This is a genomic window from Mesorhizobium sp. M8A.F.Ca.ET.218.01.1.1 (genome assembly GCF_004791165.1).
In the GTDB taxonomy this organism is placed as follows: Bacteria; Pseudomonadota; Alphaproteobacteria; order Rhizobiales; family Rhizobiaceae; genus Mesorhizobium.
The window spans coordinates 170025-195916 of record NZ_SRUZ01000002.1 but is presented as its reverse complement, the minus strand read 5'-3'; the positions used below and the strand labels follow the sequence as shown (position 1 = coordinate 195916).

Sequence of the window (25892 nt, the reverse complement as noted above, 5' to 3'; positions counted from 1 at the left end):
GACTGAAGCATGGCAGATTTCGTTGCTGTTCTGAAAAACGCGTTCGAGAAGCACGGCGACGAGACGCCCGAGAAGCGTGCGCGCATCTATAACAGCGTTCGCGCCATGCTGGCGAAGAAGCTTGCGGAATATTCGCCGCCGCTGGCTCCCGAGGCCATAGACAAGCAGAAACGCTCGCTGGACGACGCCATTGCCGGCGTCGAGCGGGACTACGTCAAGAGTGTGCCGGAGACGGACCCGCTCGCGGAACTGGAGCACATCTTTTCCTCCATCGACCGCAACAAGAACCAGTCGAGCCACGTCAAGCAGCCGGCCAAGGCCGAATCGATTCCCGCTCCGTCCCCGTATCGGCAGGCGCCTGTCGCGGCCAGCCCGGAGCCGTACAAGCCGGCGCAGCCCGTGGCGAACCCCGAACCCAACCGGCCTGCTCCAGCGGTCAAGGTCGAGCCAGCCTGGCAAAGGTCGACGCCGGTCCAGCCCGCTCCGGACTTTTCGGAGAAGACCTTGCCGGGAATGGACGCGGATCGGGACGACGACCAGGACGATGTCTTTGCCAATGACGAAGCGCCGGCGGGCGCCGACACTTTCGAGCGTTTGCGCCCAGCTGAACGCAGGCGCGGCTATGGCGGACTGATCGCCGCCGTCGTCGCGTTGCTGGTCGTTGCCGGCGGCGGTTACGGCATCTGGCTGAACAAGGATGCCTTCGGCAAGATGCTGGGCCTGGGCGGCAGCAAGGTTGTTGCCAAGACCGAACCGGTGAAAACGGCGCCGGCCAAGCCGGCGACCGATGCCGCGGCCACGCCACCGGCGCCCGCGACCGGTGCCGAAGGCACGAAATTCACGCAGCGGCTGACGCCTGAAGGCGGCGAAACCGATCCCGGCCCGGGCGGTGGACAAAGCGGCATAGGCGAGGGTGAATCCGTCGCCGCGCTGACGACGCCGCCAACGGCGACGAATGCGCCGGCCACGGCCGCGCCGGCGGTTCCCGCACCGGCTGCCAATACGCCCGCTGCCGCCACGCCCGCGGCAGGCGCGCCTGCCGCCACCACGCCTGCGGCGGGCACCCCGCCCACGACACCACCCGCCAACGGAACCGCGCCCGCGGCGCCGGCCGGTGCCGCCGCCACGCCGCCGCCCGCGCCGGCGGGCGCCGCTCCGGCGGCTCCGGCCGCGGCTGCGGCGCAAAGCTCGGTTCCGGTCGGCCAGAAGGCGATCTTCTACGAGGAGCGCACCAGCACCGCGCAGGGTTCGGCCGAGCCCGGCAGCATCGTCTGGTCGCTGGTGCAGGAATCGCCCGGCGGCGACCTGCCGCCAGAGCCTGCGATCCGTGCCGAGGCGACCATTCCCGGCAAGGACATCCAGTTGCGCATGACCATCCGCCGCAACACCGACCAGACCCTGCCGGCGAGCCATATCATCGAGATGATCTTCCTGACGCCCGACGGCTTCGAGGGCGGCGGCGTCGACAACATATTGCGCGTCGCCATGAAGAGCTCGGAACAGGATGCCGGCAGCCCGCTGATCGGCATCCCGGCCAAGATCGCCGACGGCTTCTTCCTGGTCGCGCTCAACGACACCAAGGCCGATGAAGACGCCAACATGACCTTGCTGCGCGGCCAGGACTGGATCGACGTACCGGTCGTCTACAAGACCGGACGGCGGGCATTGCTGACCATGGAAAAGGGCATTCCCGGCGAGAAGGTGTTCGACGAGGCGATCAAGGCCTGGCAAGCGAAAACGGCGGGCTGAGCAGACGGCGTAACGGCGGCCTTCGATCAGAAACCCTGGAACAGCATGTCGAGCGCGGCGACGATCTCGTCGTGATGTTTCGTCAAGTTCAGCCGACTTTCACCCAATTCGCTTGCCGGAACGGTAGCAATCAGGTGTGTCGCCATAACCAGCTTCCGGCCGTTGATGTCGAAGATCGGATGAAGCTTTCGCATCGGCGGCGGCACCGTTGCGAACGGCAGAAGGGGGACGACTACCCGCGTCCTGAAATTGTCGAGCAGATCGGATTGAACGTCGAGCAAATAGTTGCCTTCGACGCGACCGGCGAAGACATCATAGCGGGGCATCAGAACTGCCGGTACTCTTCCAACGGGACGCCATGTTTCTCGATGTAGTCGTTCCACGACTCCATCGTGGCGCGGTTCTCTAGCTTCCATAGCCGCGTTTTTTCGGCCGCCACCGCTTCCGCGATGCCGGCCTCCGCGGCGCGCGAGACATTCACATCAAGCCCTTTGGCTTCCCGCATGAGATTTGAGTCGATCGACAGATTTGCTGGCTGACGGACCGCATTCAAGGCAATCTTACGCATGGTGGGCCTCCGCGACATGCGCATAATATATGCGCATTCCGATATGGAAGGCAATAAAATCAAGCTGCCCCGATCGCGGGCGGAACCTACCCTTCCATCTCTTCCCGCAGCATCTCCAGTTCCAGCCATTCCTCTTCCAATGCGGCCAAGGTGGCGCGCTCCTTGTCGAGGGCGGCGATGGTCTTCTGGAACGAGGCCGGGTCGCGCTCGTAATAGGCCGGGTCGGAGATGTTGTTTTCCAGCCGCGAGATCGACGCTGTCACGGCCTCGATCTTCTTGGGCAAGGAGTCCAGCGCGAACTTCTGCTTGAACGACAGTTTTTTGGCCGGCCCTTTTGCTACGGCAGGTTCTGCCTTGGTGGTCGGCGCGTCGCCGGCGTCGGCCTTGGCGCGCGCCTTGCGGTCGTCGAGCCGGGTGCCGCCGCGCTGCGCCAGCATGTCGGAATAGCCGCCGGCATATTCAATCCAGCGGCCACCACCGTCCGGCGCGATGACGCTGGTGACGGTGCGGTCGAGGAAATCGCGATCGTGGCTGACCAGGATGACGGTGCCGGCGAACCCGGCGACCAGTTCCTGCAGCAGTTCCAGCGTCTCCATGTCGAGATCGTTGGTCGGCTCATCAAGTACCAGCAGGTTCGCCGGGCGCGCCAGCACGCGCGCCAGGATCAGCCGCGCCCGCTCGCCGCCGGACAGCTCGCGCACCGGCGTGCGCGCCTGCTCCGGCTTGAACAGAAAATCCTTCATGTAGGAGACGACATGGCGCTGCTCGCCATTGATGACCAGGTTCTCGCCGCGCCCGTCGGTGAGATATTGCGCCAGCGTCTCCTGCGGGTCGACCGCCTCGCGCTTCTGGTCGAGCGTGGCGATCTCCAGATTCGTGCCGAGCCGTATCGAACCAGCGTCCGGCGCCAATTCGCCGGTCAGCATCTTCAGAAGCGTCGTCTTGCCGGCGCCGTTCGGTCCGACGAGGCCGACGCGGTCACCGCGCTGGATGCGGGTCGAGAACCCCTTGACGACGGTGAGGTCGCCAAAGCTCTTCTCTATGTTTTTCGCCTCGATCACCAGCTTGCCGGATTCGGCCGCGTCGCTGGCCACCATTGTCGCGGTGCCCTCGGCGCCGCGATGGCCGCGAAAGCGCTGGCGCATGGTCTGCAGTTCGCCGAGACGTCGCATGTTGCGCTTGCGCCGTGCCGTCACGCCGTAGCGCAGCCAGTGCTCCTCGCGCACGATCTGGCGGCCGAGCTTGTGCTGCTCGCGCTCTTCCTCCTCCAGCACGAGGTCGCGCCATTCCTCGAAATGGCCAAAGCCCTTGTCCAACCGGCGGGTCTGGCCACGGTCGAGCCAGACGGTGGCACGCGACACACGCTCGAGGAAGCGGCGGTCGTGCGAGATCACGATGAGCGCCGAGGAAGTCCGGACGAGTTCCTCTTCCAGCCATTCGATCACCGACAGATCAAGATGGTTAGTCGGCTCATCAAGAAGCAGGATGTCGGGCTCCGGCGCCATGACGCGGGCAAGGGCGGCGCGCCTGGCCTCGCCGCCGGACAGGTCTGCCGGCCGCTCCTCGCCTGACAGGCCGAGATGCTCCATCAGATAGCTGGCGCGGTAGGGATCGTCGGCCGGGCCGAGTCCGGCCTCGACATAGGCCCGCACATTGGCAAAGCCGTCCATGTCGGGCATCTGGGGCAGGTAACGCACCGTTGCCGAAGGCTGGCGGAACACCTCGCCGTCCTGCGGTTCGATCAGGCCGGCGGCGATCTTGAGCAGCGTCGACTTGCCGGACCCGTTGCGGCCGACCAGCGCGATCTTGTCGCCGGCCGACGCGGTCAGGGCGGCGCCATCGAGCAGCGGCGTGCCGCCAAAAGTCAGTCTTATCCCGTCGAGATTGAGAAGGGGCGGGGCCATGTCAGCTTTCGGGCAATGGATAGGGATGGGCAAGCAGCAGCGCGCGGCCGTGGCCGAGCGCGATGTCGAGGCGGCCCTTCACCTCGTTGGAAATGGTCAGCGACGATCCGAAAGCCACCTCGACCTTGTCGAGCGGCCATTTGGCGCCGGTGACGGTCAGGCCGGAGAGTTCGGAAAAGCCGAGAATAGAAAATAGCGTGCCGTCGGCATAATCGAAGCTGGCCCTGCCGTTGAGCAAGGGGACACCCTCCTGGGCGCCGCTGGTCAAAAGCACATCCGTTCCGGCCTCGGCCAGCCGCAGGCCAAGCGCCAGATGCAGAAAGGCGTGATCGGCGCGCTTGCCGCCGAAGGCGCCCGCCAGCACAAGGCGGGTCGCTCCACGCTCCAGTGCGGCCGCGATTGCCAGTTCGCCGTCGGTCTTGTCCTTTTCCGTCGGGAAGGTTTGCTGGGGCACGGCGGCGAGATGGGCGGGCAGATCGGCCGGAACCGAATCGAAATCACCGACCCACAATTCCGGCACGAGGCCCAGCATCCGCGCATGACCGATGCCGGCGTCGGCGGCGATCACGCGCGAGCCTTCGACCTGGCGGTCGAGCCGGGGCGTGCGGAGGAGATCGCCGCCAAGCAGGATGGTGAATGTGCTCATATCCCGTCGCCTTACCAGCCCGGCACGGGAAACGGAAGGCGGCAAACTCCCACTTGCGTGTCCCACCCGCCGGGCCTATGTGTCGAAACGCTCTAACGGGGTGCCGGACGCGAATTTCGCGGGCCGGCTGAGAGGCAGTCTCGCCAACCCGCTGAACCTGATCCGGTTTGTACCGGCGGAGGGATTAGACGTTTCGGACAGTCCGACGCCTCAATTCCTTTCAACGCAAACGAAGGAGGCGCCGATGCGCACGTTTTTATATTCTCTCATCGCAGCCACGGCGGTGACGCTGTCCGGGCCGGCCTTGGCCAAGGACAAGCTCACGGTCTACACCTATGAGAGCTTCACCGCCGACTGGGGTCCAGGCCCCGTGGTGAAGAAGGAATTCGAGGCCGAATGCGGCTGCGATGTCGAGTTCGTCTCGGTCGCCGACGGCGTGGCGCTGCTCAACCGCGTCAAGCTGGAAGGCGCTTCGACCAAGGCCGACATCGTGCTCGGCCTCGACACCAATCTCACCGCCGATGCCAAGGCCTCCGGCCTGTTCGCGCCGCATGGCGCGGTGAGCGATGTCAACGTGCCGGGCGGCTGGAGCGACGATACTTTTGTTCCCTTCGACTACGGCTATTTCGCCGTCGTCTACGATACGCAAAAGCTGAAGTCGCCGCCGAAAAGCTTGAAGGAGCTGGTCGAGGGCAGCGCCGACGACAAGATCGTCATCCAGGACCCGCGCACCTCGACGCCCGGTCTCGGCCTGCTGCTCTGGGTGAAGTCGGTCTATGGCGATAAGGCGCCGGAGGCCTGGGCCAAGCTCAAGACCAAGGTGCTGACCGTGACGCCGGGCTGGAGCGAGGCCTATGGCCTGTTCACCAAGGGCGAGGCGCCGATGGTGCTTTCCTACACCACCTCCCCGGCCTACCACATGGTCGCCGAGAACACCGAGCGTTACCAGGCGGCGTCTTTCGAAGAGGGCGAGTATCTGCAGATCGAGGTCGCCGGCATCACCACGACCGGAGCCAAGAACCCGCTGGCGGAAAAATTCATGGCCTTCATGACCGGACCGAAATTCCAGGACGCCATCCCCGAGACCAACTGGATGTTCCCGGCCGGCAAGACCGACAAGCCGCTCAACCCGGCCTTCGACAAACTGGTCAAGCCGACCAAGACCCTGCTGTTCAGTCCGGAGGAGGTCGCGGCCAACCGCAAGACCTGGGTGGATGAATGGCTGGCGGTGATGAGCAAGTAGTTGGCTGTATGATCCGAAGATGAATGCTTTACGGCGCCCCCCTCTGTCCTGCCGGACATCTCCCCCGCTTGGGGGGAGATTGGCTGTCATCGGCGATTTCGCCAATCGCCAACATTGCAGGAATGAGCTGGGCGCCGGAGCTGCTAATCTCCCCCCTCGTGGGGGAGATGTCCGGCAGGACAGAGGGGGGCGCGAAGGAACGCGACGCACGTTAAAGGCCTTTCGTGCAACCCGCGTCTGATCCCCGCATTACCGCCGGCAGCGTAGCGCTGGCGGCGATCGCGCTCTTGATCGGCGGCGCGTTTGCCGGGCTGCTTGTCGAAGGCGCACACGATCTCTCCGGCGCCTGGGTGGCCTTCGACCCTTATCTGTTGCGCGTCGTGCGCTTCACACTCTGGCAGGCGGCCCTGTCAACGCTGCTCTCCGTCGGGCCGGCCCTGTTCGTGGCGCGGGCGCTGTCGCGGCATCCACGGTTCTTCGGCCGCGCCTTCATTCTGCAGCTCTTCGCCGTGCCGTTGGCGCTGCCGGCGATCGTCGCGGCGCTCGGCATTCTGGCGCTTTATGGCCGTGCCGGCTATTTCGCCGGCCTGTTCAACTGGGTTGGCGGCCAGGGCTGGCCGGGCATCTACGGCCTCTCCGGCATTCTCGTCGCCCATGTCTTCTTCAACCTGCCGCTGGCCACCCGCCTGTTCCTCGAGGCGCTGCAGACCATCCCCTCCGACCAGTGGCGGCTGGCGAGCCAGCTCGGCATGGCGGCGCGGCCGGCGTTCCGGTTGATCGAATGGCCAACACTGCGCGCCGCCATGCCCGGCGTCGCCGGGCTCGTCTTCATGCTCTGCATCACATCCTTCACCATCGTGCTGACGCTTGGCGGCGGGCCGGCCGCGACGACGCTCGAAGTCGGCATCTATCAGGCCTTGCGCTTCGATTTCGATCCCGCGAGGGCTGTCGCGCTGACATTGCTGCAGATCGCCTTGACCTTCATCGTGGTGCTGGCGCTGACGCGGCTCGGCGCCAATGTCGTCGGCGACACCAACCTGCCGGTCGCGCCGCGCCGCTATCTCTCCGTCAACGGCACCGAAGCCACACTGAATGCCTTGCTCATCGGATTGGCGCTGCTGGTCGTCGCGGGACCGATGGCGGCGACCGTGATCGCCGGATTGAGCGCCGATCTCGACCGGCTGGCCGGCGAGACCGCTGTCCGGCAGGCGACACTCACCAGCGCCGTGCTCGGCTTCCTTTCGGCGCTGCTTTCGGTGATGCTCTCGTTGGCATTGACAATGGCGCGGCGGGCGCTGGCATCGAACCGCCGCTCCGGCCCAATGACACTGCTCGAACACGCCACCGATACCGGCGCCGGCTTTGTGCTGGTCGTGCCGCCGATCGTCGTCGGCGCCGGTTGGTTCCTTCTGTTGCGCCACGTCGGCGACGTCTTTGCCATCGCCCCGCTCATGGTCGTCACCGTCAACGCTGTCATGGCGATGCCTTTCGCGCTGCGCGCCATCCGCCCCGCCTATGATGCGGCAAGCGAGCGCCACGAACGGCTCTGCGCACAGCTCGGCATTTCCGGCTGGGCAAGGCTGAAGCTGGTCGACTGGCCGTCGCTGCGGCGGCCGCTCGCCACCGCCTTCGCGTTCGCCATGGCGCTGTCGCTTGGCGATCTCGGCGTCATCGCCCTGTTCGGCAGTGATTCCGTACAGACCTTGCCCTACCTTCTCCTGGCGCGCATGGGCAGCTACCGCACCCAGGACGCCGCCGGCCTGGCGTTGTTGCTGGGCCTTGTCTGCCTGGTACTGGTGCTGGCAGCGGACCGGCTGGGAAAGGGGATGGCCCGCGATGTCTGACGGTGCGGCTGACGGCAAAGGGGTTCCGGTGCGGCTGGACAAGGTCTCGTTCAGTTATGGCGAGGCATTGTTCGCTTTCGATGTCGAGTTCACCGCGACGCAAATCACTGCCATCATGGGGCCAAGCGGTTCGGGAAAGTCGACGCTGCTCAATCTGGTGGCCGGATTCGAGATGCCGAGATCCGGCCGCGTGCTGATCGGCGGGGGCGATGTCAGTGGTGAGCCGCCGGCCGTGCGTCCGGTGTCGATGGTGTTTCAGGAGAACAATCTTTTCGCGCATCTTTCCGTCGAGCAGAATGTCGGGCTCGGCCGTTCGCCATCGTTGCGGCTGACCGATACCGACCACGCCGATATCGCGGGCGCCCTTGCGCGCACCGGTCTTGCCGGCAAGGAGAAGCGGCTGCCGCGCGAACTTTCGGGCGGTGAGCGCCAGCGCGTCGCCCTGGCTCGTGTGCTGGTGCGTGACCGCCCGGTGCTGCTGCTCGACGAACCCTTCGCCTCGCTTGGGCCTGCCTTGCGCGACGACATGCTCGACCTGGTTGCCGGCCTTCATGCCGAGCGTGGCATGACGGTACTGTTCGTCACGCACCAGCCGCAGGATGCCCGCCGCATCGGCCAGAAGGTGGTGTTTCTGGACAATGGCGCCGTCGCCGCCACAGGCACGGCGGACGATTTCTTTGCCGGGGCTGGTCCGGAGGCGTTCCGGCGCTATATCGGTGCGGGTGCCGGGGATGCGTTATCACGAGATATTGCCCGGAAGCGGACATAATTTACGCTCAAACCGGCCCGAGGCGATGTGGCGCTTGCTTGCCATGACTGGAGTAGTGTGGCTAGGTCCGCTCGATACCGGTCCGGCACTGGCCGTGATTTGCCTACAGCATCTGCTGCCCGCCCCGAGGGGCGCGTGACGGACGCTGTAGCAGTTTGTTTTGCGCATGGCATGATCATGCGCAAGGACCTGAAAGGAAGCCATTCTGGCGATCGGCGTTGACAGGCTACGAATGAACCCGCTGGCGCGCTTCCTGGCGCTGGCTGGCTTTGCCGTGGCGCTGGCGAGCTGCCAGATGTTCACGCCTCCGGAGGTCCAGGAATCCGGCTTCCAGCCGTCCGACAAGCCGATCACGGTGGACAATGTCGCCGCCAACAACAAGCTAGCCGAACTCGCCAAGGCGCAGCATCCGCGCATCCTGGCGACCTATGGTGGCGAATATTCCGATCCCAAGCTCGAGCGCATGGTCGCCAAGGTGGTCGGCAATTTGACCGTGGTGTCGGCCAACCCGACCCAGACCTATCGCATCACCATCCTCAATTCGCCCAACGTCAACGCCTTCGCGCTGCCGGGCGGCTATCTCTACATAACGCGCGGCCTCTTGGCGCTGGCCAATGATTCGTCCGAGCTCGCCGCTGTCATCGCGCATGAAATGGGACACGTCACCGCCAATCATGGCCTGCAGCGCCAGCAGTTGGAGGCCGAGGAAGGCCTTGCGACCAAGGTCGTCTCGGATGTGCTCGGCGACAGCCCGACCGCCAAGGCAGCACTGATCCGCGGCAAGCTCAGGTTGGCGCAGTTCTCGCGCAACCAGGAACTGGAGGCGGACGCCATCGGCATCAAGTCGATCGGCGAAGCCGGCTACGATCCCTATGCCGCCGGCCGGTTCCTGCAGTCGATGTCGGCCTACACCGATTTCCGCTCGATCAGCGGCGCCACCGACGCCAGCCTCGACTTCCTTGCCACCCATCCCAACACGCCACAGCGCATCGATCTGGCACAGCGCCACGCCCGCCAGTTCGGTGCGCCCGGCTTCGGCACGCGCGACCGCGATTCCTTCCTCGCCGGCATAGACGGCCTGCTTTACGGCGACACGCCGGAAGAAGGCTATGTGCGCGGCGAGACCTTCCTGCATCCGGGCCTCGGCGTGTCGTTCACGGTGCCGGACGGTTTCATCATCGACAATTCGGCGGCAGCGGTGACGGCGACCGGTCCTGGCGACATAGCGATCCGCTTCGATGGCGTTTCGATCGACAAGAACCGCGCCTTGACCGACTATATCAGAAGCGGCTGGGTGGCTGGCCTCGACGACAGCACTGTCAAGCAGGAAACCATCAACGGCAATGAGGCGGCGACCGCGCATGCCGGCGCCGAAGGCTGGCAGTTCGATATCGCGGTGATCCGCGCCGGCGGCCAGGTTTACCGATTGCTGACCGCGGCGCCCTCGGCCAGCACCTCGCTGGAAACGGTGGCGCGCTCGGTCAGCGGCTCCTTCCGCATTCTCAGTCCCGCCGAAAAGGCGGCCCTGAAGCCACTGCATATCCGTGTGCTTACGGTACAGCCGGGACAGACCATGGGCTCGCTTGCCGCGCAGATGGTGGGCGTCGACCGCAAGCTCGACCTGTTCCGCGTGCTCAACGCGTTGTCGCCGGGGGCCGCGGTTTCGGCCGGCGACAAGGTCAAGATCGTCACCGACAAGTAGCGCCCATTGCGCGAATCAGGCGGCGGTCGCCATGAATTCGGGATTCTGCTTCACCAGCGCGACCTTGAGCTTTTCCATCGCGCGGGCCTCGATCTGGCGGACGCGTTCCTTGGAAATGCCGAGCGTCTCGCCGAGTGCCTCGAGCGTGGCGCCCTCGTCGGTCAGCCGGCGTTCCTCGATGATGCGGAGTTCGCGGGCGTTGAGAGCTTGAAGCGCCTCCCTCAGCCAAAGCGAGCGGCGCGCGACGTCGATCTTGTCGCCGACAATCTCGTCGGGCAGGGGATCGTCGGAGACCAGGAAATCCATCCGCTCGGTCGCCCCCGCATCGTCGGCAAGCGGCACGTTGAGCGAGGAGTCCGGGGCGGAGAGGCGTGAATCCATCAGCGCCACATCAGCCTCGGAGACACCAAGCGCAACCGACACCTCGCGGTAGAGGGTTGTGTTGGAGAGCGGTTCGGCGCCGTTCGCGAGGCGCGCACGCAGGCGCCTGAGATTGAAGAACAGGGCCTTTTGCGCCGAACTGGTGCCGCCGCGCACGATCGACCAGTTGCGCAGGATGTAATCCTGCATCGAAGCGCGAATCCACCACGTCGCGTAGGTCGAAAACCGTACCTCGCGCTCAGGCTCGAAGCGGGCCGCGGCCTCGAGCAGGCCGACATGACCTTCCTGGATCAGGTCGCCAAGCGGCAGGCCGTAGTGACGGAATTTCGAGGCCATGGAAATGACCAGCCGCATATGGGCAACGGTGATGCTGTGCAATGCGTTCTGGTCGTTGTCTTCTTTCCAGAGCAATGCAAGCCGATGCTCCTCATCGCGCTCGAGGTAGGGCGCCCTCATTGCCGCGCGGACCATGATCCGACCTGCCGTGTCTTCCATCATAAGGCGCTCCCTGGCTCAGGCGATGCGGATGACAGGCACCGGCTTGAAATGACGGCGTCGTGCCCTAGAACAGCCAAAACTGCCGTGCGCGGGAAAGGTTCCGCTGGCGCGGGCAGGCGAGCGATGAGATCCGGGCAATTTCGGCACGGCTGCCCGGAACTCTGAATGCTGCAGAGAAATTCCTTTTAGAGTATTCGATTTCTGGAATTGGCCCTCTTTGAAATTTCATTCCTTATTTTTTCGACCCGCATCTGTCATTTTCCAGCCCTCACAACATGCCTGACATCAGGCCAAGGACGGGATCACAGAAAAATGAAATGGCTCAAGTCACTCATCATCGCCGGAACGCTGCAGGCCCTGGCGGTCGCATCGGGCCATGCCGGCGCCAATCTCGACGAGATCAAGCAGGCCGGCGTCATCAAGGTCGGTACGGAAGGCACTTACGCGCCTTTCACCTACCATGATGCATCCGGAGCGCTGGTCGGCTTCGACGTCGAAATCGCCAAGGCGATCGCCGACAAGCTTGGCGTCAAGGCGCAGTTCCTCGAGGGCAAGTGGGACGGCCTGATCGCCGGCCTCGATGTCAAGCGCTACGACGCCGTCATCAACGAAGTCGGCATCACCGATGCCCGCAAGGCCAAGTACGATTTCTCCGATCCCTACATCGCCTCCAAGGCGGTGCTAATCGTGCGCGGCGACAACACCGACATCAAGACCTTCGCCGATCTCAAGGGCAAGAAGTCGGCGCAGTCGCTGACCTCCAATTTCGGCAAGCTGGCCGAGTCGAATGGCGCCGAACTGGTCGGCACCGACGGCTTCGACCAGTCGATCCAGCTGCTTTTGACCGGCCGCGCCGACGCCACCATCAATGACAGCCTGTCGTTCCTCGACTTCAAGAAGCACAAGCCCGACGCCAATGTGAAGATCGCCGCCCAGGAAGAGAATGCCGATTATTCCGGCGTCATCGTGCGCAAGGGCGATCCGGAGCTGGTCGCGGCCATCAACAAGGCGCTGGCCGACATCAAGGCCGATGGTACCTATCAGAAGATCGCCGACACCTATTTCGGCCAGGACGTGTCGAAGTAATTCATAAAGCGGGGCCGGTCGTCGCCCCGCGGCCCATCCAGCGGCGAGCCGTTTTTGACGGCTCGCCGCTTTTGTCGTGATATGGCTGACGCATTCGCGCTTCGATGACGCCGCTTGTCCATTCCGGAGGATTTTTCGTGCCGCACTGGCTGCAACTGATGCTGGAGTCGCTGCCCTCGCTGCTGTGGGCAGCGTTGATCTTCACCGTGCCGCTGACGCTGCTGTCCTTCGTGCTCGGCCTGACGGTGGGGTTGGGCGCGGCGCTCGGCCGGCTGTTCGGCCCGAAGCCGCTGGTGGCGCTCGTGCGCTTCTATGTCTGGATCTTCCGCGGCACGCCGCTGCTGGTGCAGCTGTTCCTGATCTTCTACGGCCTGCCTTCGGTCGGCATCCTGCTCGATGCCTTTACCGCGGCGCTGATCGGCTTCACCCTCAACATCGGCGCCTACACGTCGGAAATCATCCGCGCGGCGATAGGCTCGGTGCCGAAAGGCCAGTGGGAGGCCGGCTACTCGATCGGCATGACCTGGAGCCAGGCGATGCGGCGCACCATCCTGCCGCAAGCCGGCCGGGTGGCGGTGCCGCCGCTCTCCAACACTTTCATCTCGCTGGTCAAGGACACGTCGCTGGCCGCCGCCATCACCGTGCCGGAGATGTTCCAGGCAGCGCAGCGTATCGTTGCCACCACCTATGAGCCGCTCATCCTCTATGTCGAGGCTGCGATCCTCTATCTGGCGATGAGTTCGGTGCTGTCGGCCTTGCAGACGCGGCTGGAGGAGCGGCTCAACCGCTATGGCGGCTTCCTGGAGGCACGCTCATGATCGGCCTCACCAACATCGAAAAACGCTTCGGCGAAAATCTCGTGCTGAAAGGGGTGACGGTTGCCATCGCCGAGGGCAGCGTCACAGCCCTTGTCGGTCCTTCGGGTGGGGGAAAAAGCACGCTGCTGCGCTGCATCAACCTCCTGGAGATCCCGACCTCGGGCACGGTGCGGATCGGCGACGAGATGCTCGAGTTCCGCCCGGGCGGAAAGGTGCCGGCGGCGGACATAAGGCGTCTGCGCCTGCAGACCGGCATGGTGTTCCAGAATTTCCAGCTGTTTCCGCATCGCACCGCCATCGAAAATGTCATGGAAGGTTTGGTCACGGTGCTCAAATGGTCGCCCCAGAGGGCACATGAACGGGCGCTCGCGCTGCTGGAGAAGGTCGGCATGGCCCATAAGGCGGATGCCTGGCCGGCGACGCTGTCGGGTGGCCAGCAACAGCGCGTGGCGATCGCCCGGGCGCTGGCGCCGTCGCCCAAGGTGCTGCTGTGCGACGAACCGACTTCGGCACTCGACCCGGAATTGGCGCAGGAGGTGGTCGATGTGCTTAGTCAGCTCGCCAGCGAGGGAACGACCATGGTGATAGCGACGCATGATTTGCGCCTGGCTTCCAAGATCGCCCAGGAAGCGGTGTTCCTCGATGCCGGCGTCATTGTCGAGCAGGGGCCATCCGCCACGCTGTTCGGCAATCCGGAGCGCGAAAGGACAAAGCGGTTCATCGCCACGCTGAAGCAGGAGGCGGCGGAGAAGGAGGCCGGCGTATAGACGCGGCAATCTCCGGCAATCTTAAAGACAAAAAACCCGGCACGAGGCCGGGTTTTTCGTTAACTCGAAAGCGAAAAGCTCAGGCAGCCTCTTCCTGCTCGGCTTCCTCATTGTCGGCCTTGGCGCCACGCTTGGGGCCCTTGTTGAGATTGACCTCGATCAGGCGCACGGCTTCGGTTTCCGACATGCGGTTGACAGCCGCGATCTCGCGGGCCATGCGGTCGAGCGCCGCTTCATAGAGCTGGCGTTCGGAATAGGACTGCTCCGGCTGGTTGTCGGCGCGGTAGAGGTCGCGCACGACTTCCGAGATCGAGATCAAGTCGCCCGAATTGATCTTGGCATCATATTCCTGGGCACGGCGCGACCACATGGTGCGCTTGACGCGGGCGCGACCCTGCACGACCTTCAGCGCGCGCTCGACATAATCCTCTTCCGACAGCTTGCGCATGCCGATGGAGGTCGCCTTGGCGACCGGCACCTTGAGCCGCATCTTATCCTTCTGGAAGTCGATGACGAACAGTTCCAGCTTGTGGCCAGCCACTTCCTGCTCATCGATCGAGACGATCTGGCCGACGCCATGCGCCGGATAGACGATGTACTCGCCGGTCTTGAAACCGTGACGCGCGGCCGTGGACTTCTTCTGCGGGGTGATCGTTGCCATTACGCCCTGAACTCCTTGTTGTGGGCCGGCGGCGGTGCCGGCTGAACTCACGTGATCGGGGTCACCGATCATTAGCCGCACAACAGATGAACCCACCGGAAAAGCCGGGACCGGCAAACCGCACGAATTGCGACCGCCTGGCCCAGATCGCTCTGGTCCGGAATGGGATTTTCACCTTTCAGTGATTTGGGGCGTCTGCGCCATAAATCGACGTTGTGTCACCGGCATGTTTCGCTGATGTAACACAAAAAGTCGGAAGAATCAAGGTTTTGCTGCGTAAGCGAAGGCCACAACCAATCGCCGCCTGTCAAGGCGGTTAATCCGACGTGCTTGTTGCGCTACGTCATACAAGCCTTTACGGCGGTGTTGTCAATCGCCTTCGCCGGGCTCGGCGGAGAAGTATTTCTCGAACTTGCCGGCCTCACCGTCGAAGCTCTTGGCGTCGGCCGGCGGCTCCTTCTTGGCGGTGATGTTCGGCCATTTCTCGGCATATTCGGTGTTGATCTGCAGCCATTTGTCGAGGCCGGACTCGGTGTCGGGCTTGATCGCGTCGGCCGGGCATTCCGGTTCGCAGACGCCGCAGTCGATGCACTCGTCGGGATGGATGACGAGCATGTTCTCGCCTTCGTAGAAACAGTCGACCGGACAGACCTCGATGCAGTCCATATATTTGCATTTGATGCAGTTGTCGGTCACGACATAGGTCATCGGTCGGCTCCGGGATGTCCCGTTTTTGTTGGCTTTTTTTGTGAGGTAACGCCTTTATCGGCTGCTTGCAAGGGTGGCCGTTCCCAGGGGCATCAGGGTTTGGGAATGGAATTCCAAGTGGGCGGCGCCGCGAAGGCCCGGCATGCCCCACCGGCCGTCCTGTTTGCCGCTCCCGGTTCTGCTTTTTGTTTGTCGCTGCCCTCGGGCAACGCCCCTCCGCGGTCGGTCGAACGGCTCAATCTTCGTCGAGCAATCGGTCGGTCTGGCGGCGCTCTTTTTTGGTCGGGCGGCCGCTGCCTGCCTCCCGCAACGCCGGGATGGCATCGGGAAGGGCGTCAGCCTTGGGTGCGGGCGGCGGCGACATGTCTTCATAAAGAGTGCGGGCTTCCTCGGCCGGGCCGCGCCGCACTCCGGCGCCGAGCACCTTCCAGACGAAGATACGCCGGTCGAGCGTGATGGTCAGCACGTCGCCCGGCTTGACCAGATCGGATGCCTGCGCTGCTTTGTCGCGATTGATGCGCACGCGGCCGGCGACCACCAATTTAGCCGCCAGCGAGCGCGATTTCACCGCACGCGAAAAGAACAGCCATTTGTCGATGCGCTGGCGGCCTTCAGCAACCATCGAAGCGCCGAGCCTACTTCTTTAGTTGGTCGCGCAAGGCGGCGAGCTTGGCGAAGGGGGAATCCGGATCGAAGCGCACCGGGCGCTCCTCGCGCGGCTTGGGTTGGAAGGCGGGCTTTCCGCCCCCCTTGCCTTCCGGCCTGCCGCCCTTCCAGTCCGGGCGGCCTTCACGGCGCTCGGGACGATCGCCTTGCGGGCGGCCATCGCGGCGCTGCTCGCCGTCACCTTGCGGCTTGGGCTTGAACTTCGAGCGGTCGAAGCGCGGCTTGCCGGCGCCGTCGCGGCGTCCTTCATGGGCGGGACGGTCCGTGGGCGTGCCTGTTGCCGGTGCGCCGCCGGCATCGGCCGACGCGTTGCCTCGGCCACGCGCTTGTCCGTTTTGCGGGCGGTTGTTGCGGCCGTCGCGATGACGCGGACGCTGGTCAAAGCGGCCTTGGCGCCACAACAGGATCGGCTTTGGCGCTTCGGCTTCCGGCACCGTTTCGCCGACGGCTTGCGCCACCGCAACGGGTTCGGCTGCTTCCGTCGGCGCGGAGGCCCCGACGGCCGGCTCCGCCGCCGCGACGTCCTCTTCTGGGGGCGCGGCGTCAATCTCGGCAGTCTCAGCTTCGGCCCGCGACTCAACCGGCGCCGGCTCGACGCGTTCAACGGCGGCTTCGGCCACAGGCGCCTCTTCGCGCCCTGCAACGTCAGCCGTGGCTTCCGCCTGCTCTTGCACGGCAGCTTCCGTCGGCGCGTCTGCCGCGATTTCGGCGGCAACCTCCATCGCCGCGGCGGCTGCCGCATCCGGCACCGGTTCCGATCCTTCGGCGGCTGGCGCTGCCGCCTCTTCCGCCGCCTTGGCCTGTTCCGCGCGGGCTGCCTCCGCGGCTGCCTGCTTGGCCGCGGCGGCTTCCCGCGCGGCAGTATCCTGCGCTTCCAGCCGCGCCTTGACGTCCGCCGCCGGCTTCGGCTCGGCGCGATAGCCGAGACCCTTGAGAATCTCTTCCATGTCGTCGGCGGTGGCGCCGAGGATCGACATCATCGGCGGCGTCACCATGAAGGACTGGCCGTCATAGGCGCCGTCCGGTCGCTGGCCGAGGCCGGGCTTCCAGTTGGTCGCCGGGCGGATCAGGTCAGCCAGCCGCTCGAGAATGTCGATGCGAACGGCGCGGCGGCCGAGATTGCGGTAGCCGGCAAGCTTGTAGAACGCCTTGTCGAAGGCCGGATCGATCACCACCGAGGTGCGGCCCGATGCCAGCGCATGGACGACGTCGCCGAAGCCGGGCTTGTCCTTGCCGTCGTTCTTCAGCGCCCACAGCAAGGTCACCAGTCCGGCGGGCGCCGGTTTGATCAGCGCCGGCACGAAGACGTGGTAGGCACCGAAGCGCACGCCGAGCCGGCGAAGCGCCGCGCGGCCTTCCTGGTCGAGCGACTTCATCTCCTCGGCGATGTCGCGGCGATTGATGAGGCCGAAATTCTCGACCAGCTGGAAGGCGATGCCGCGGCCGATACCGGAAATCTGATCGGCATTTTTCAAGTCGACCAGCGGCTTCAGCAGGGATTCGATCTGGAAATTGACGAAGCGCTCGGCGCGCGCGGCGACCTTGTCGCGCGCCGGGCCGGTGAGCTGTTCGTCGGCCAGCAGCACCAGGCGCGGCTTCAGCGCGTCCTCGCCCGAAACCAGTGTGCCGATCGGCGCGCCGATCCAGCGCAGCGTGCCGTCCGAACCGAGCGCTAGATCGCCATTGGCGCAGGCACCGAAGCGCTCCGCGCGTGCATCGAATTCGGCGGCCAGCGCCTTTTGCGCGGCCGTGCGCACGGCCTTGGCGTCTTCGCCGCCGGCGGTCTGGTCGGCGGTGAAGCGGAACCCTTGTAACTCGCCGACGTGATGGCCTTCGACAAGGACGGTTCCGGTAGGACTGATTTCGGCTTCAGGCATGGTATTTTCTCTAAGGCGCCGCATGAGGACGGAAGTCCTGCGGTCTACGAAGCGTTTCGTCAACCGCTCATGCAGCGCATCCGACAATCTGTCTTCGATTTCGCGCGTCTTTTCCTGCCAGTGTGCCTGATCGGCCAGCCAGCCGGGCCGGTTCGACACGAATGTCCAGGTGCGGATCTGGGCGATGCGGTGCGACAGCGTGTCGATATCGCCCTCGGTGGTGTCGGCGCGGCGCACCTGCTCGGCCATATAGTTCTCGTCGACATGGCCATGCCGGGCGAGGTCCATGTAAATCGAGGCGATGAGGTCGGCATGCTGGGCGGGCGCAATCTTGCGATAGTCCGGCAGCGCGCAGGCTTCCCACAGCAGCGCCACGCGCTTGGCATTGGTTGCGAGCGCGCGGATGCCTTCGTCGCGGGAGAGATGTTCGAGCGCCTGGGCATCGACGGCCGGAAGGGCGCGCGTCAGGCCCTCGACCGGGGCGTTGGTTTCGATCGAGCGCTTCAGCGTATCGAGGCTGGCGAAATCGAATTGGGCGGTGCGCCACTGCAGCACCTTCACCGGGTCGAAGTCATGGCTCTCGATCTTCTGGACCAGATCCTCGTCCAGCGGGTCAACCTGCCCGGTGACTCCGAACGTGCCGTCGCGCAGATGCCGGCCGGCGCGGCCGGCGATCTGGCCGAGTTCGGCCGCCGTCAAATTGCGGTACTGGTAGCCGTCGAACTTGCGGTTCTGGGCAAAGGCGACATGGTCGAGGTCGAGGTTGAGACCCATGCCGATCGCGTCGGTGGCAATGAGATAGTCGACATCGCCCGACTGGAACAGCGCCACCTGGGCATTGCGGGTGCGAGGCGACAGCGCGCCCAGAACCACCGCCGCACCGCCCTGCTGGCGCCGGATCAGCTCGGCGATGGCGTAGACCTCGTCGGCGGAGAAGGCGACGATCGCGGTGCGCCGTGGCAGGCGCGTCAGTTTCTTGGAACCGGCATAAGCCAGATGCGACAGGCGCGGCCGCGTCACCACCGAGACGCCTTTCAGCAGCCGCTGGAGGATGCCGTGCATGGTGGCCGCGCCGAGCAGCAGCGTTTCCTGGCGACCGCGCAGATGCAGGATGCGGTCAGTGAAGATATGGCCGCGCTCGAGGTCGCCGGCCAGTTGCACCTCGTCGATGGCGACGAAGGCGGCGTCGGTCTCGCGCGGCATGGCTTCGACGGTGCAGACCGAATATTTGGCGCCCGGCGGCTGGATCTTCTCCTCGCCGGTGATGAGCGCCACCTTGTGGGCGCCAACTTTCTCGCAGACGCGCGTGTAGACCTCCCGGGCCAGCAGCCTCAGCGGCAGGCCGATGACGCCGGTTTCGTGCGCCACCATGCGCTCGATGGCGAGATGGGTCTTGCCCGTGTTGGTCGGCCCAAGCACGGCGGTCACGTCGCGGCCCGACAGGATCAGCGGCTCGGTATGTTTCTGCTGGATGTTCATCGGCTCGGAAATAAGGCTTTCTGGCCTCTCGTTGTCGGGAGCGTGCCTGGACGGCGCGTATGACAGCCGACACATAGGGATTTCGGGCGCGAAGCGAAAGCGGAATGTTCCGCCCGGGTTCCGAAGACGCCCGTGTCAGCCCGCAAATCAGTTCCTGCTTAACAGTTGGAACGAGTCTGGAACGAATCAGCGACGAATCGGTGACTCCGTCAGATTCAGCTTTTGTTCACGGCTAGATATGGATTTTGCGACCATGAGTCTCACCACATGCTGAATCAGAAAACTGGCCCGTTTTATGCTAGGCGAACCTCTCTGTTAACTTTCGCCTGTGAACGAGGTCGGGGGCTCGATGCGCACTGCTCAAGATTATGAAATTGTTAATCTTTCTGAATTGTGGGTTAAGAAACTATGGGTGATCTCGGCCTATTAATGTTAACTTCCGCTCAAAGCCGGAACGAATCGGCGACAAAACAGCGTCAGCGCTATTTTCCCTTTTTGTTCCCCCAATATCTTGTGTTGTGAACAGCTTATCCACCGAGAATCCACAGGCTTGCCCACAGGTTTCGCGCAGGCGCGCTGCCGCCATTAACCTTTGCGTGCCGGATTGGGGCAGCCGCTCGTAGCGAGGGGTTTTAGGCCCAGAGCATCACTTGAAAACGGACCGGTTTCCCGGTCCGTTTTCGCCCGTCAAGGCCGCTGGTTGGTGGGCAGGCGAAAATCAATGCCTAGACGAAGTACTGGCCGCCATTGGCGGTGAGGGTCGAGCCGGTGATGAAACCGGCATCCTCGGAAGCGAGGAAGACGACGCAGCGCGCGATCTCTTCCGGCTCGCCGAGGCGGCCGACCGGGATTTGCGGGATGATGCGCTCGTTGAGCACTTTCTCGTCGATCGCCTTGACCATCTCGGTGGCGATGTAGCCCGGGCAGATGACGTTGACGGTGATGCCCGCGCGGGCGCCTTCCTGGGCGAGCGCTTTCGAGAAGCCGATGTCGCCGGCCTTGGCAGCGGAGTAATTGACCTGGCCGGCCTGGCCCTTCTGGCCGTTGATCGAGGAGATGGTGATGACGCGGCCGAACTTGCGGTCGCGCATGCCGCTCCACAGCGGATGGGTCATGTTGAAGACACCGGACAGATTGGTGTCGATCACCTCTTTCCACTGCTCGCGCGTTATCTTGTGGAACATGGCGTCGCGGGTGATGCCGGCGTTGTTGACCAGTACCGAGACAGGGCCGAGGTCGGCCTCGATCTGCTTGATGCCGGCGGCGCAAGCGTCATAATCGGCGACGGACCATTTGTAGACCGGAATGCCGGTCTCGGCCTTGAATTTCGCCGCCGCATCGTCATTGCCGGCATAGTTCGCGGCAACCGAATAGCCGGCAGTCTTCAAAGCGATCGAGATGGCAGCGCCGATACCGCGCGATCCACCCGTGACGATTGCAACCTTGGTCATGTGTTCTCCTCCCGTTGGTCGGAGGAGCGAATAGGGAGTAGCCAATAGCGAATAGGGTTTGATGTCCCGCCGCGCTGAGGCCGTTCTTCCTTATTCGCTACTCCTGTTCGCTATTGGCTTGTTCAGATGGCTTCGACGCACATGGCGACGCCCATGCCGCCGCCGATGCATAGGGTGGCCAACCCCTTCCTGGCGCCGCGGCGACGCATCTCGAAGACCAGCGTGTTGAAGACGCGGGCGCCCGAGGCGCCGATCGGATGGCCGATGGCGATGGCGCCGCCATTGACGTTGACGATCGAGGGGTCCCAGCCCATGCCCTTGTTGACGGCGCAGGCCTGCGCGGCGAAAGCCTCGTTAGCCTCGACCAGGTCCAGATCGCCGACCGACCAGCCTGCCTTTTCCAGAGCGCGCTTCGAAGCGGGAATAGGTCCGGTGCCCATGATCGCCGGATCGACGCCGGCGGTTGCCCAGGACACGATGCGCGCGAGCGGGGTGACGCCGCGCCGAGCGGCCTCCGCTTCGCTCATCAGCAGCGCGCCGGCGGCGCCGTCATTGATGCCGGAGGCGTTGGCGGCGGTCACCGTACCGTCCTTGTCGAAGGCCGGCCTCAGCTTGGTCATGGCATCGATCGTGGCGCCGTGGCGGATGTACTCGTCCTGATCGACAACCGTGTCGCCCTTCTTGCCCTTGATGGTGAAGGCGACGATCTCGTCCTTGAACTTGCCGGCTTTCTGCGCGGCCTCGGCCTTGTTCTGCGAGCCCAGCGCGAACTGGTCCTGGTCGTCGCGGGTGATCTGGAACTGGCGGGCGACGTTCTCGGCGGTGTTGCCCATGTGGTAGCCGTTGAAGGCGTCCCACAGCCCGTCCTTGATCATGGTGTCGATCATCTTGTAGTCGCCCATCTTGACGCCGGCGCGCAGATGCTCGGCGTGCGGCGACAGCGACATCGATTCCTGGCCGCCGGCGATGATCACCTTGGCGTCGCCGGTGGCGATCTGCTGCATGCCGAGCGCGATGGCGCGCAGACCCGAGCCGCAAACCTGGTTGAGGCCCCAGGCGGTGGTTTCCTTGGGCAGGCCGGCAAGGATCGAGGCCTGGCGGGCTGGGTTTTGGCCTTGCGCCGCGGTCAGCACCTGGCCGAGGATGACCTCGTCCACCTCGGCCGCCTCGACGCCGGTACGTGACAAAAGCTCCTTGATGACGACAGCACCGAGTTCATGCGCCGGCGTGGCCGCGAAAGCACCGTTGAAGGAGCCGACGGCCGTGCGTGCGGCACTGGCGACAACGATGGAATTGGCAGAGGACATATTCTTCTCCAGACTTCGAGCTGTCATGTTTTCAGGCATTGTTGGCAACTTTTCTTGCCCTTTCCATGACCCAAGTCAAACCGGAAATCGGCATGGCGCCCATGCGCCGCAAGCAGGTCGCGCATCGCCGTGCCGGCGGACCGGGCGCTGCTGCGCAGCATATTTTGCCCGCTATGCAGCATAATATGATCCCGCAGTGCACAAACTGCTTGGAATTGTGGGGCTTTTGCGCATATCCTCAAAAAGGGCGCAATCGTTACCGGCTGCTTACTCAGGCGTGCCGGTGTCCGGGGAGGATGCAGATGGCCGCAAAAGACGACCCGATCATTATCAAGAAATACGCCAACCGCCGCCTCTATAATACGGGGACGAGCACCTATGTGACGCTCGAGGATCTGGCCGAGATGGTCAAGAAGGGCGAGGAATTCACCGTCCAGGACGCCAAGACCGGGGACGACATCACCCATCCGGTGCTGACGCAGATCATCTTCGAGCTGGAGAACAAGGACGGGCAGAACATGCTGCCGATCCCGTTCCTGCGCCAGCTGATCGCCTTCTATGGCGACCAGATGCAGATGATCGTGCCGAGTTTCCTCGAACAATCGATGATCGCCTTCTCCAAGGAACAGGAGCGGTTCCGCGAGCAGATGAAGGGGGCCATCGGCAAGTCGCCGCTGGACGTGATGAAGATGGCGACGCCGATGAAGGCGCTGGAAGAACAGACACGGCGCAACATGGAAATGTTCCAGAATGCGATGCGGCTGTTCACGCCATTTCCGCCGGCGGGTTCCGCACCCGCCGCGGCCCCTGCCGAATCGGCCAGGAAGGAAGCGCCGGAGAAACCCGACGATCTGCAGCAGCTGAAGGACCAGATCGCTGCCATGCAGCGCAAGCTCGACACAATGTCGTAAGGGGCGGGGTCCAGGCCAAAATCCGCCGGTGTCTTATCGGTCGATGGTCGACTGCCACAGGTCGCGGATTTCGTCGGGTAGCCCGTCCAATGGGCATCATGGGCGCAGGACACCAGGCTCCTTGCCCGAAGCGAAGGGCAGGTCCTCATCCTGCCAGCCTGAAATGCCACCGATCATGATCTTGACCGGAAGACTAAGGCTGGCCAGTTTGAAGGCCGCCCGATCCGCGCCATTGCAGTGCGGGCCGGCGCAATAAACCACGAACAGCGTGCCTGACGGCCATTTTCCCATCCGCTCGGCCGATATCTCGCGGTGCGGCAGATGCAGCGCGCCCGGTACATGGCGGCGTTCATAGGCTTGCGGCGATCCGACGACGTGCAGAAGCACGAAGTCCGGCTCTCCGCCGCGCAGCGTCGCGGCGACATCGGAACAGTCGGTTTCCACGGAAAGCCGGCGCAGGAAATGGTCCCGGGCAATCTCCGGCGATGCCGCCGGTATGTCTGTCACATAGCTCATCAAATTTCTCCATCTCTGATGGAGCTGTTCTCCATCGCTGATAGGTCAGAGGTAGCGCAGCGAGCCGGGCGATTGCAGCTGGCAGCTTTGCCATATATCGTCAAGATCATGCCAAACATGTCGCTTGCCAGTCCGCTCCCTGCCAACCCGCTTGTCGTCGCAATCGCCTATGACGGGCTGTGCACGTTCGAATTTGGCGTGGCGGCCGAGGTGTTCGCCTTGCCCAGGCCTGAGATGGGCCCGGATTGGTACCGTTTTGCCGTTGCCGGCATAGACGCCGGTGAAATGCGTGCGATGGGCGGCGTGCGCATCCTCGCCGATGGCGGACCTGACTTGATCAGCGAGGCCGGCACGGTCATCGTGCCGGGATGGCGCGGTGTGGATTGTCCTGTGCCGCCTTTGCTGATCGACGCACTTCGCAAGGCGAGCGAGCGGGGTGCGCGGGTTCTTTCCATCTGCTCGGGCGTCTTCGTGCTTGCCGCGGCCGGCCTGCTCAAGGGCAAGAAGGCAACCACGCATTGGCGCTACGGCGAAAGGCTGAAGGAGCGGTACCCCGACATCACGGTGGTACCCGATGTCTTGTACATCGACGAGGGCAATGTGCTGACATCGGCCGGCAGCGCGGCCGGCATCGACCTGTGCCTGCATCTGGTTCGGCGCGATTTCGGCACCAAGGCGGCCAACATGGTGGCGCGCCGCCTGGTCGTGCCGCCGCACCGCGACGGCGGCCAGGCGCAATATGTCGAGAGCTCGGTGCCCGAACCTCACGAGCGCAGTCGGCTTGGACCGTTGATAGACAGGATGCGCGCCGACATTTCCGCCGACTATCCGGTCGCCACCCTGGCCGGGATGGCCGGGATGAGCGAGCGGACATTTCTACGCCGGTTCGCTGCCGCAACCGGCGTCACGCCGGCAAGCTGGCTCCTGTCCGAACGGCTTTCTCGGGCGCGTACGCTGCTCGAAGATACAAGCTTGCCGATCGACCGCGTTGCCGAGACGGCCGGATTTGGCGCGGCGGCGACGTTGCGGCATCATTTCCGCCGGCGGTTCGCCACGACCCCCGCCACATACCGGGCGCGGTTCGGGGCCAACGCCAACTCCGGCTGACAACGTCTCAGGCCATCACGTCAACAATCCCTCATAGCGGCCGCGCGGCCTGATGATGCTGCCGCTCACGATCTGTTCGACCATGTGCGCGGCCCAGCCGACGCTGCGTCCAAGCGCGAAGAGCTGGAACGGCGCATCGCGCGGCAGGCCAAGGCCGCGCGTCAGCACGGCAAGGGCAAAGTCGATATTCGCTGGAGCGCCGGTCGCGGCGATGGCGGCGGTTTCCAACGACCGCAATGTCTCGTCATTGTTGTCGATGGCCGCCAGAAGCGCCGTGGCGCGGGGATCGCCCTCGGGATAGAGTTGGTGGCCGAAACCCGGCAGCGGCCGGTCGTGGCCGAGCCAGCGCCGGATCGCGGCATCGGATCCATGACTTGCGGCGTCCTCCGCCAGTTGCATAACCGCCTCGCCGGCACCGCCGTGGCGCGGGCCGGACAGCGTCGCCAGGCCCGCGAGCAGGCACGCGGCGGGCGAGGCGCCGGTCGAGGCCGCGACGCGGGCCGCGAAGGTCGATGCGTTGAGTTCGTGATCGGCGAGCAGGACAAGGGCACGGCGGATTGCTTCCGCGCCATCATCGTCCACCGACCAGCCCCGTGCCAATCGCCGATGCACTGGTTCCGGTCCCGCCACGGCACCGAGGGCGCCGGCCAGCACGCCGATCGCGTGCGCCGCGTCGGCGCATAGCGAGGCGGCACTTCGTCCCAGCGAAGGCCGCGCCTGGCCGGCAAGCAAGGCGAGTTGCGCAAAGGCCGGGGCGCGGCCGATCTGGCGCGCCGCATCCGGCGACGGCGTTTCGAAACGGACGGGGCGAGGCAGAGCCCAGAGCAGCCCAGCGGTTTCTTCCAGCGTGGCATGGTCGGACAGCGCTGCGGCGTCCCGGCCTCGATAGATGAGGTGGCCGTGCCAGACGGTCGAAACCGAAGTGACAATCGACGGCTCGCCCCAGGCGATCGCGCTCTCGGCGATGGCCGACGGGCTGCGCCCTCGCGCCCTTCGCGTTGCCAGCGCCGCGATGTCGTCGGCGCGGTACTGGCTGCGGCGCGGATCGTCCCGATCCGGGCGCATGCCGATGCGTCCGCGGCTGACATAGGCATAGAGCGTCTGCGGCCTCACGCGCAGCCTTTCCAGCGCCTCTTCCCGCGACAGCCATTCGGACATTTGGGTCTCTGATATTGATTCTATTGATCAAGATTGATGGATATGGTGCTCACCCTTATCTCCCATCGGGAAAAGC

Annotated in this window: 24 protein-coding genes and 1 riboswitch; of the genes, 10 read left to right on the top strand and 14 right to left on the bottom strand. The window is 64.5% G+C overall.

The window, feature by feature from the left end; translation table 11 throughout:
- Window positions 1–9 precede the first annotated feature (9 nt).
- Complete coding sequence (locus tag EN861_RS07370) at window positions 10–1749, top strand: hypothetical protein (RefSeq protein ID WP_127872118.1); 1740 nt, start codon at window positions 10–12, stop codon at window positions 1747–1749.
- A 26-nt stretch (window positions 1750–1775) separates the two neighbouring features.
- Here the strand turns inward: EN861_RS07370 and EN861_RS07365 are convergent, their stop codons facing one another.
- The 4 genes from EN861_RS07365 to EN861_RS07350 form a co-directional block, all read right to left on the bottom strand.
- Entirely contained in the window at window positions 1776–2075 is a 300-nt protein-coding gene (locus tag EN861_RS07365; protein WP_127279501.1) for a CcdB family protein, read from the bottom strand.
- A complete protein-coding gene (locus tag EN861_RS07360; RefSeq protein WP_127279502.1) occupies window positions 2075–2317 on the bottom strand; it encodes a type II toxin-antitoxin system CcdA family antitoxin in 243 nt (80 codons plus the stop codon). Before EN861_RS07360 ends, EN861_RS07365 begins: the two co-directional genes overlap by 1 nt.
- 86 nt (window positions 2318–2403) lie before the next feature.
- Complete coding sequence (locus EN861_RS07355; RefSeq protein WP_127872117.1) at window positions 2404–4221, bottom strand: ABC-F family ATP-binding cassette domain-containing protein; 1818 nt, start codon at window positions 4219–4221, stop codon at window positions 2404–2406.
- A 1-nt stretch (window position 4222) separates the two neighbouring features.
- Window positions 4223–4867 carry a thiamine diphosphokinase gene (locus EN861_RS07350; protein WP_127279533.1) on the bottom strand — a complete coding sequence of 215 codons (645 nt, stop codon included), beginning with the start codon at window positions 4865–4867 and terminating at the stop codon, window positions 4223–4225.
- A gap of 86 nt (window positions 4868–4953) precedes the next feature.
- Window positions 4954–5068, top strand: a riboswitch (TPP riboswitch).
- Window positions 5069–5111: 43 nt separating this feature from the next.
- On the opposite strand from EN861_RS07350, the gene thiB reads away from it, so the two are divergent.
- From thiB to EN861_RS07325, 4 genes are all read left to right on the top strand, one after another.
- On the top strand, window positions 5112–6110 hold the full coding sequence (thiB, locus tag EN861_RS07345) for a thiamine ABC transporter substrate binding subunit (RefSeq protein ID WP_127279532.1): 999 nt from the start codon (window positions 5112–5114) through the stop codon (window positions 6108–6110).
- Window positions 6111–6334: 224 nt separating this feature from the next.
- Window positions 6335–7954, top strand: coding sequence for a thiamine/thiamine pyrophosphate ABC transporter permease (gene thiP, locus EN861_RS07335; RefSeq protein WP_135863180.1), 1620 nt, complete (start codon window positions 6335–6337; stop codon window positions 7952–7954).
- Entirely contained in the window at window positions 7947–8723 is a 777-nt protein-coding gene (thiQ, locus tag EN861_RS07330; RefSeq protein ID WP_135863178.1) for a thiamine ABC transporter ATP-binding protein, read from the top strand. Before thiP ends, thiQ begins: the two co-directional genes overlap by 8 nt.
- Window positions 8724–8955: 232 nt before the next feature.
- On the top strand, window positions 8956–10425 hold the full coding sequence (locus EN861_RS07325) for a M48 family metalloprotease (protein WP_023784820.1): 1470 nt from the start codon (window positions 8956–8958) through the stop codon (window positions 10423–10425).
- Between the two features lie 15 nt (window positions 10426–10440).
- On the opposite strand, the gene EN861_RS07320 is transcribed toward EN861_RS07325, so the two are convergent.
- Window positions 10441–11304 carry an RNA polymerase factor sigma-32 gene (locus EN861_RS07320; protein ID WP_135863176.1) on the bottom strand — a complete coding sequence of 288 codons (864 nt, stop codon included), beginning with the start codon at window positions 11302–11304 and terminating at the stop codon, window positions 10441–10443.
- A 312-nt stretch (window positions 11305–11616) separates the two neighbouring features.
- Here EN861_RS07320 and EN861_RS07315 point away from each other — a divergent pair, with 312 nt between their 5' ends.
- The 3 genes from EN861_RS07315 (at window position 11617) to EN861_RS07305 (ending at window position 13975) form a co-directional block, all read left to right on the top strand.
- Window positions 11617–12390, top strand: coding sequence for an amino acid ABC transporter substrate-binding protein (locus EN861_RS07315; RefSeq protein WP_135863173.1), 774 nt, complete (start codon window positions 11617–11619; stop codon window positions 12388–12390).
- A 137-nt stretch (window positions 12391–12527) separates the two neighbouring features.
- The gene (locus tag EN861_RS07310; protein WP_127279397.1) at window positions 12528–13208 is read left to right on the top strand and encodes an amino acid ABC transporter permease; all 681 of its coding nucleotides are present in this window, start codon (window positions 12528–12530) and stop codon (window positions 13206–13208) included.
- Window positions 13205–13975, top strand: a complete 771-nt coding sequence (locus tag EN861_RS07305; RefSeq protein WP_127279398.1) for an amino acid ABC transporter ATP-binding protein — start codon at window positions 13205–13207, stop codon at window positions 13973–13975. The genes EN861_RS07310 and EN861_RS07305 overlap by 4 nt, the downstream gene beginning before the upstream one ends.
- A 79-nt stretch (window positions 13976–14054) precedes the next feature.
- On the opposite strand, the gene EN861_RS07300 is transcribed toward EN861_RS07305, so the two are convergent.
- From EN861_RS07300 to EN861_RS35310, 7 genes are all read right to left on the bottom strand, one after another.
- Window positions 14055–14636, bottom strand: coding sequence for a CarD family transcriptional regulator (locus EN861_RS07300; protein WP_006327799.1), 582 nt, complete (start codon window positions 14634–14636; stop codon window positions 14055–14057).
- A gap of 369 nt (window positions 14637–15005) precedes the next feature.
- Window positions 15006–15344 (bottom strand): ferredoxin FdxA, encoded by a 339-nt coding sequence (gene fdxA / locus EN861_RS07295; protein ID WP_095089463.1) that lies wholly within the window; start codon window positions 15342–15344, stop codon window positions 15006–15008.
- Between the two features lie 235 nt (window positions 15345–15579).
- The gene (locus EN861_RS07290) at window positions 15580–15966 is read right to left on the bottom strand and encodes an RNA-binding S4 domain-containing protein (protein WP_127279399.1); all 387 of its coding nucleotides are present in this window, start codon (window positions 15964–15966) and stop codon (window positions 15580–15582) included.
- 13 nt (window positions 15967–15979) lie between these two features.
- The gene (locus EN861_RS07285; RefSeq protein ID WP_135863170.1) at window positions 15980–19366 is read right to left on the bottom strand and encodes a helicase-related protein; all 3387 of its coding nucleotides are present in this window, start codon (window positions 19364–19366) and stop codon (window positions 15980–15982) included.
- Between the two features lie 725 nt (window positions 19367–20091).
- Complete coding sequence (gene phbB, locus EN861_RS07280) at window positions 20092–20817, bottom strand: acetoacetyl-CoA reductase (RefSeq protein WP_127277284.1); 726 nt, start codon at window positions 20815–20817, stop codon at window positions 20092–20094.
- Between the two features lie 122 nt (window positions 20818–20939).
- Window positions 20940–22124 carry an acetyl-CoA C-acetyltransferase gene (locus EN861_RS07275; protein WP_127277282.1) on the bottom strand — a complete coding sequence of 395 codons (1185 nt, stop codon included), beginning with the start codon at window positions 22122–22124 and terminating at the stop codon, window positions 20940–20942.
- 23 nt (window positions 22125–22147) lie between these two features.
- Window positions 22148–22306, bottom strand: coding sequence for a hypothetical protein (locus EN861_RS35310; RefSeq protein WP_167531411.1), 159 nt, complete (start codon window positions 22304–22306; stop codon window positions 22148–22150).
- Window positions 22307–22426: 120 nt separating this feature from the next.
- Between EN861_RS35310 and phaR the strand changes: the two genes are divergently transcribed.
- Complete coding sequence (phaR, locus tag EN861_RS07270; RefSeq protein WP_127277280.1) at window positions 22427–23035, top strand: polyhydroxyalkanoate synthesis repressor PhaR; 609 nt, start codon at window positions 22427–22429, stop codon at window positions 23033–23035.
- 96 nt (window positions 23036–23131) lie between these two features.
- On the opposite strand, the gene EN861_RS07265 is transcribed toward phaR, so the two are convergent.
- Entirely contained in the window at window positions 23132–23551 is a 420-nt protein-coding gene (locus EN861_RS07265) for a rhodanese-like domain-containing protein (RefSeq protein WP_127872113.1), read from the bottom strand.
- Between the two features lie 108 nt (window positions 23552–23659).
- Between EN861_RS07265 and ftrA the strand changes: the two genes are divergently transcribed.
- The gene (ftrA, locus tag EN861_RS07260; RefSeq protein ID WP_135863507.1) at window positions 23660–24658 is read left to right on the top strand and encodes a transcriptional regulator FtrA; all 999 of its coding nucleotides are present in this window, start codon (window positions 23660–23662) and stop codon (window positions 24656–24658) included.
- A gap of 15 nt (window positions 24659–24673) precedes the next feature.
- Here ftrA and EN861_RS07255 read toward each other — a convergent pair whose 3' ends face one another.
- Window positions 24674–25816: a citrate synthase gene (locus tag EN861_RS07255; RefSeq protein WP_127872112.1), complete on the bottom strand. Its 1143-nt coding sequence runs from the start codon at window positions 25814–25816 to the stop codon at window positions 24674–24676.
- Between the last annotated feature and the right edge of the window lie 76 nt (window positions 25817–25892).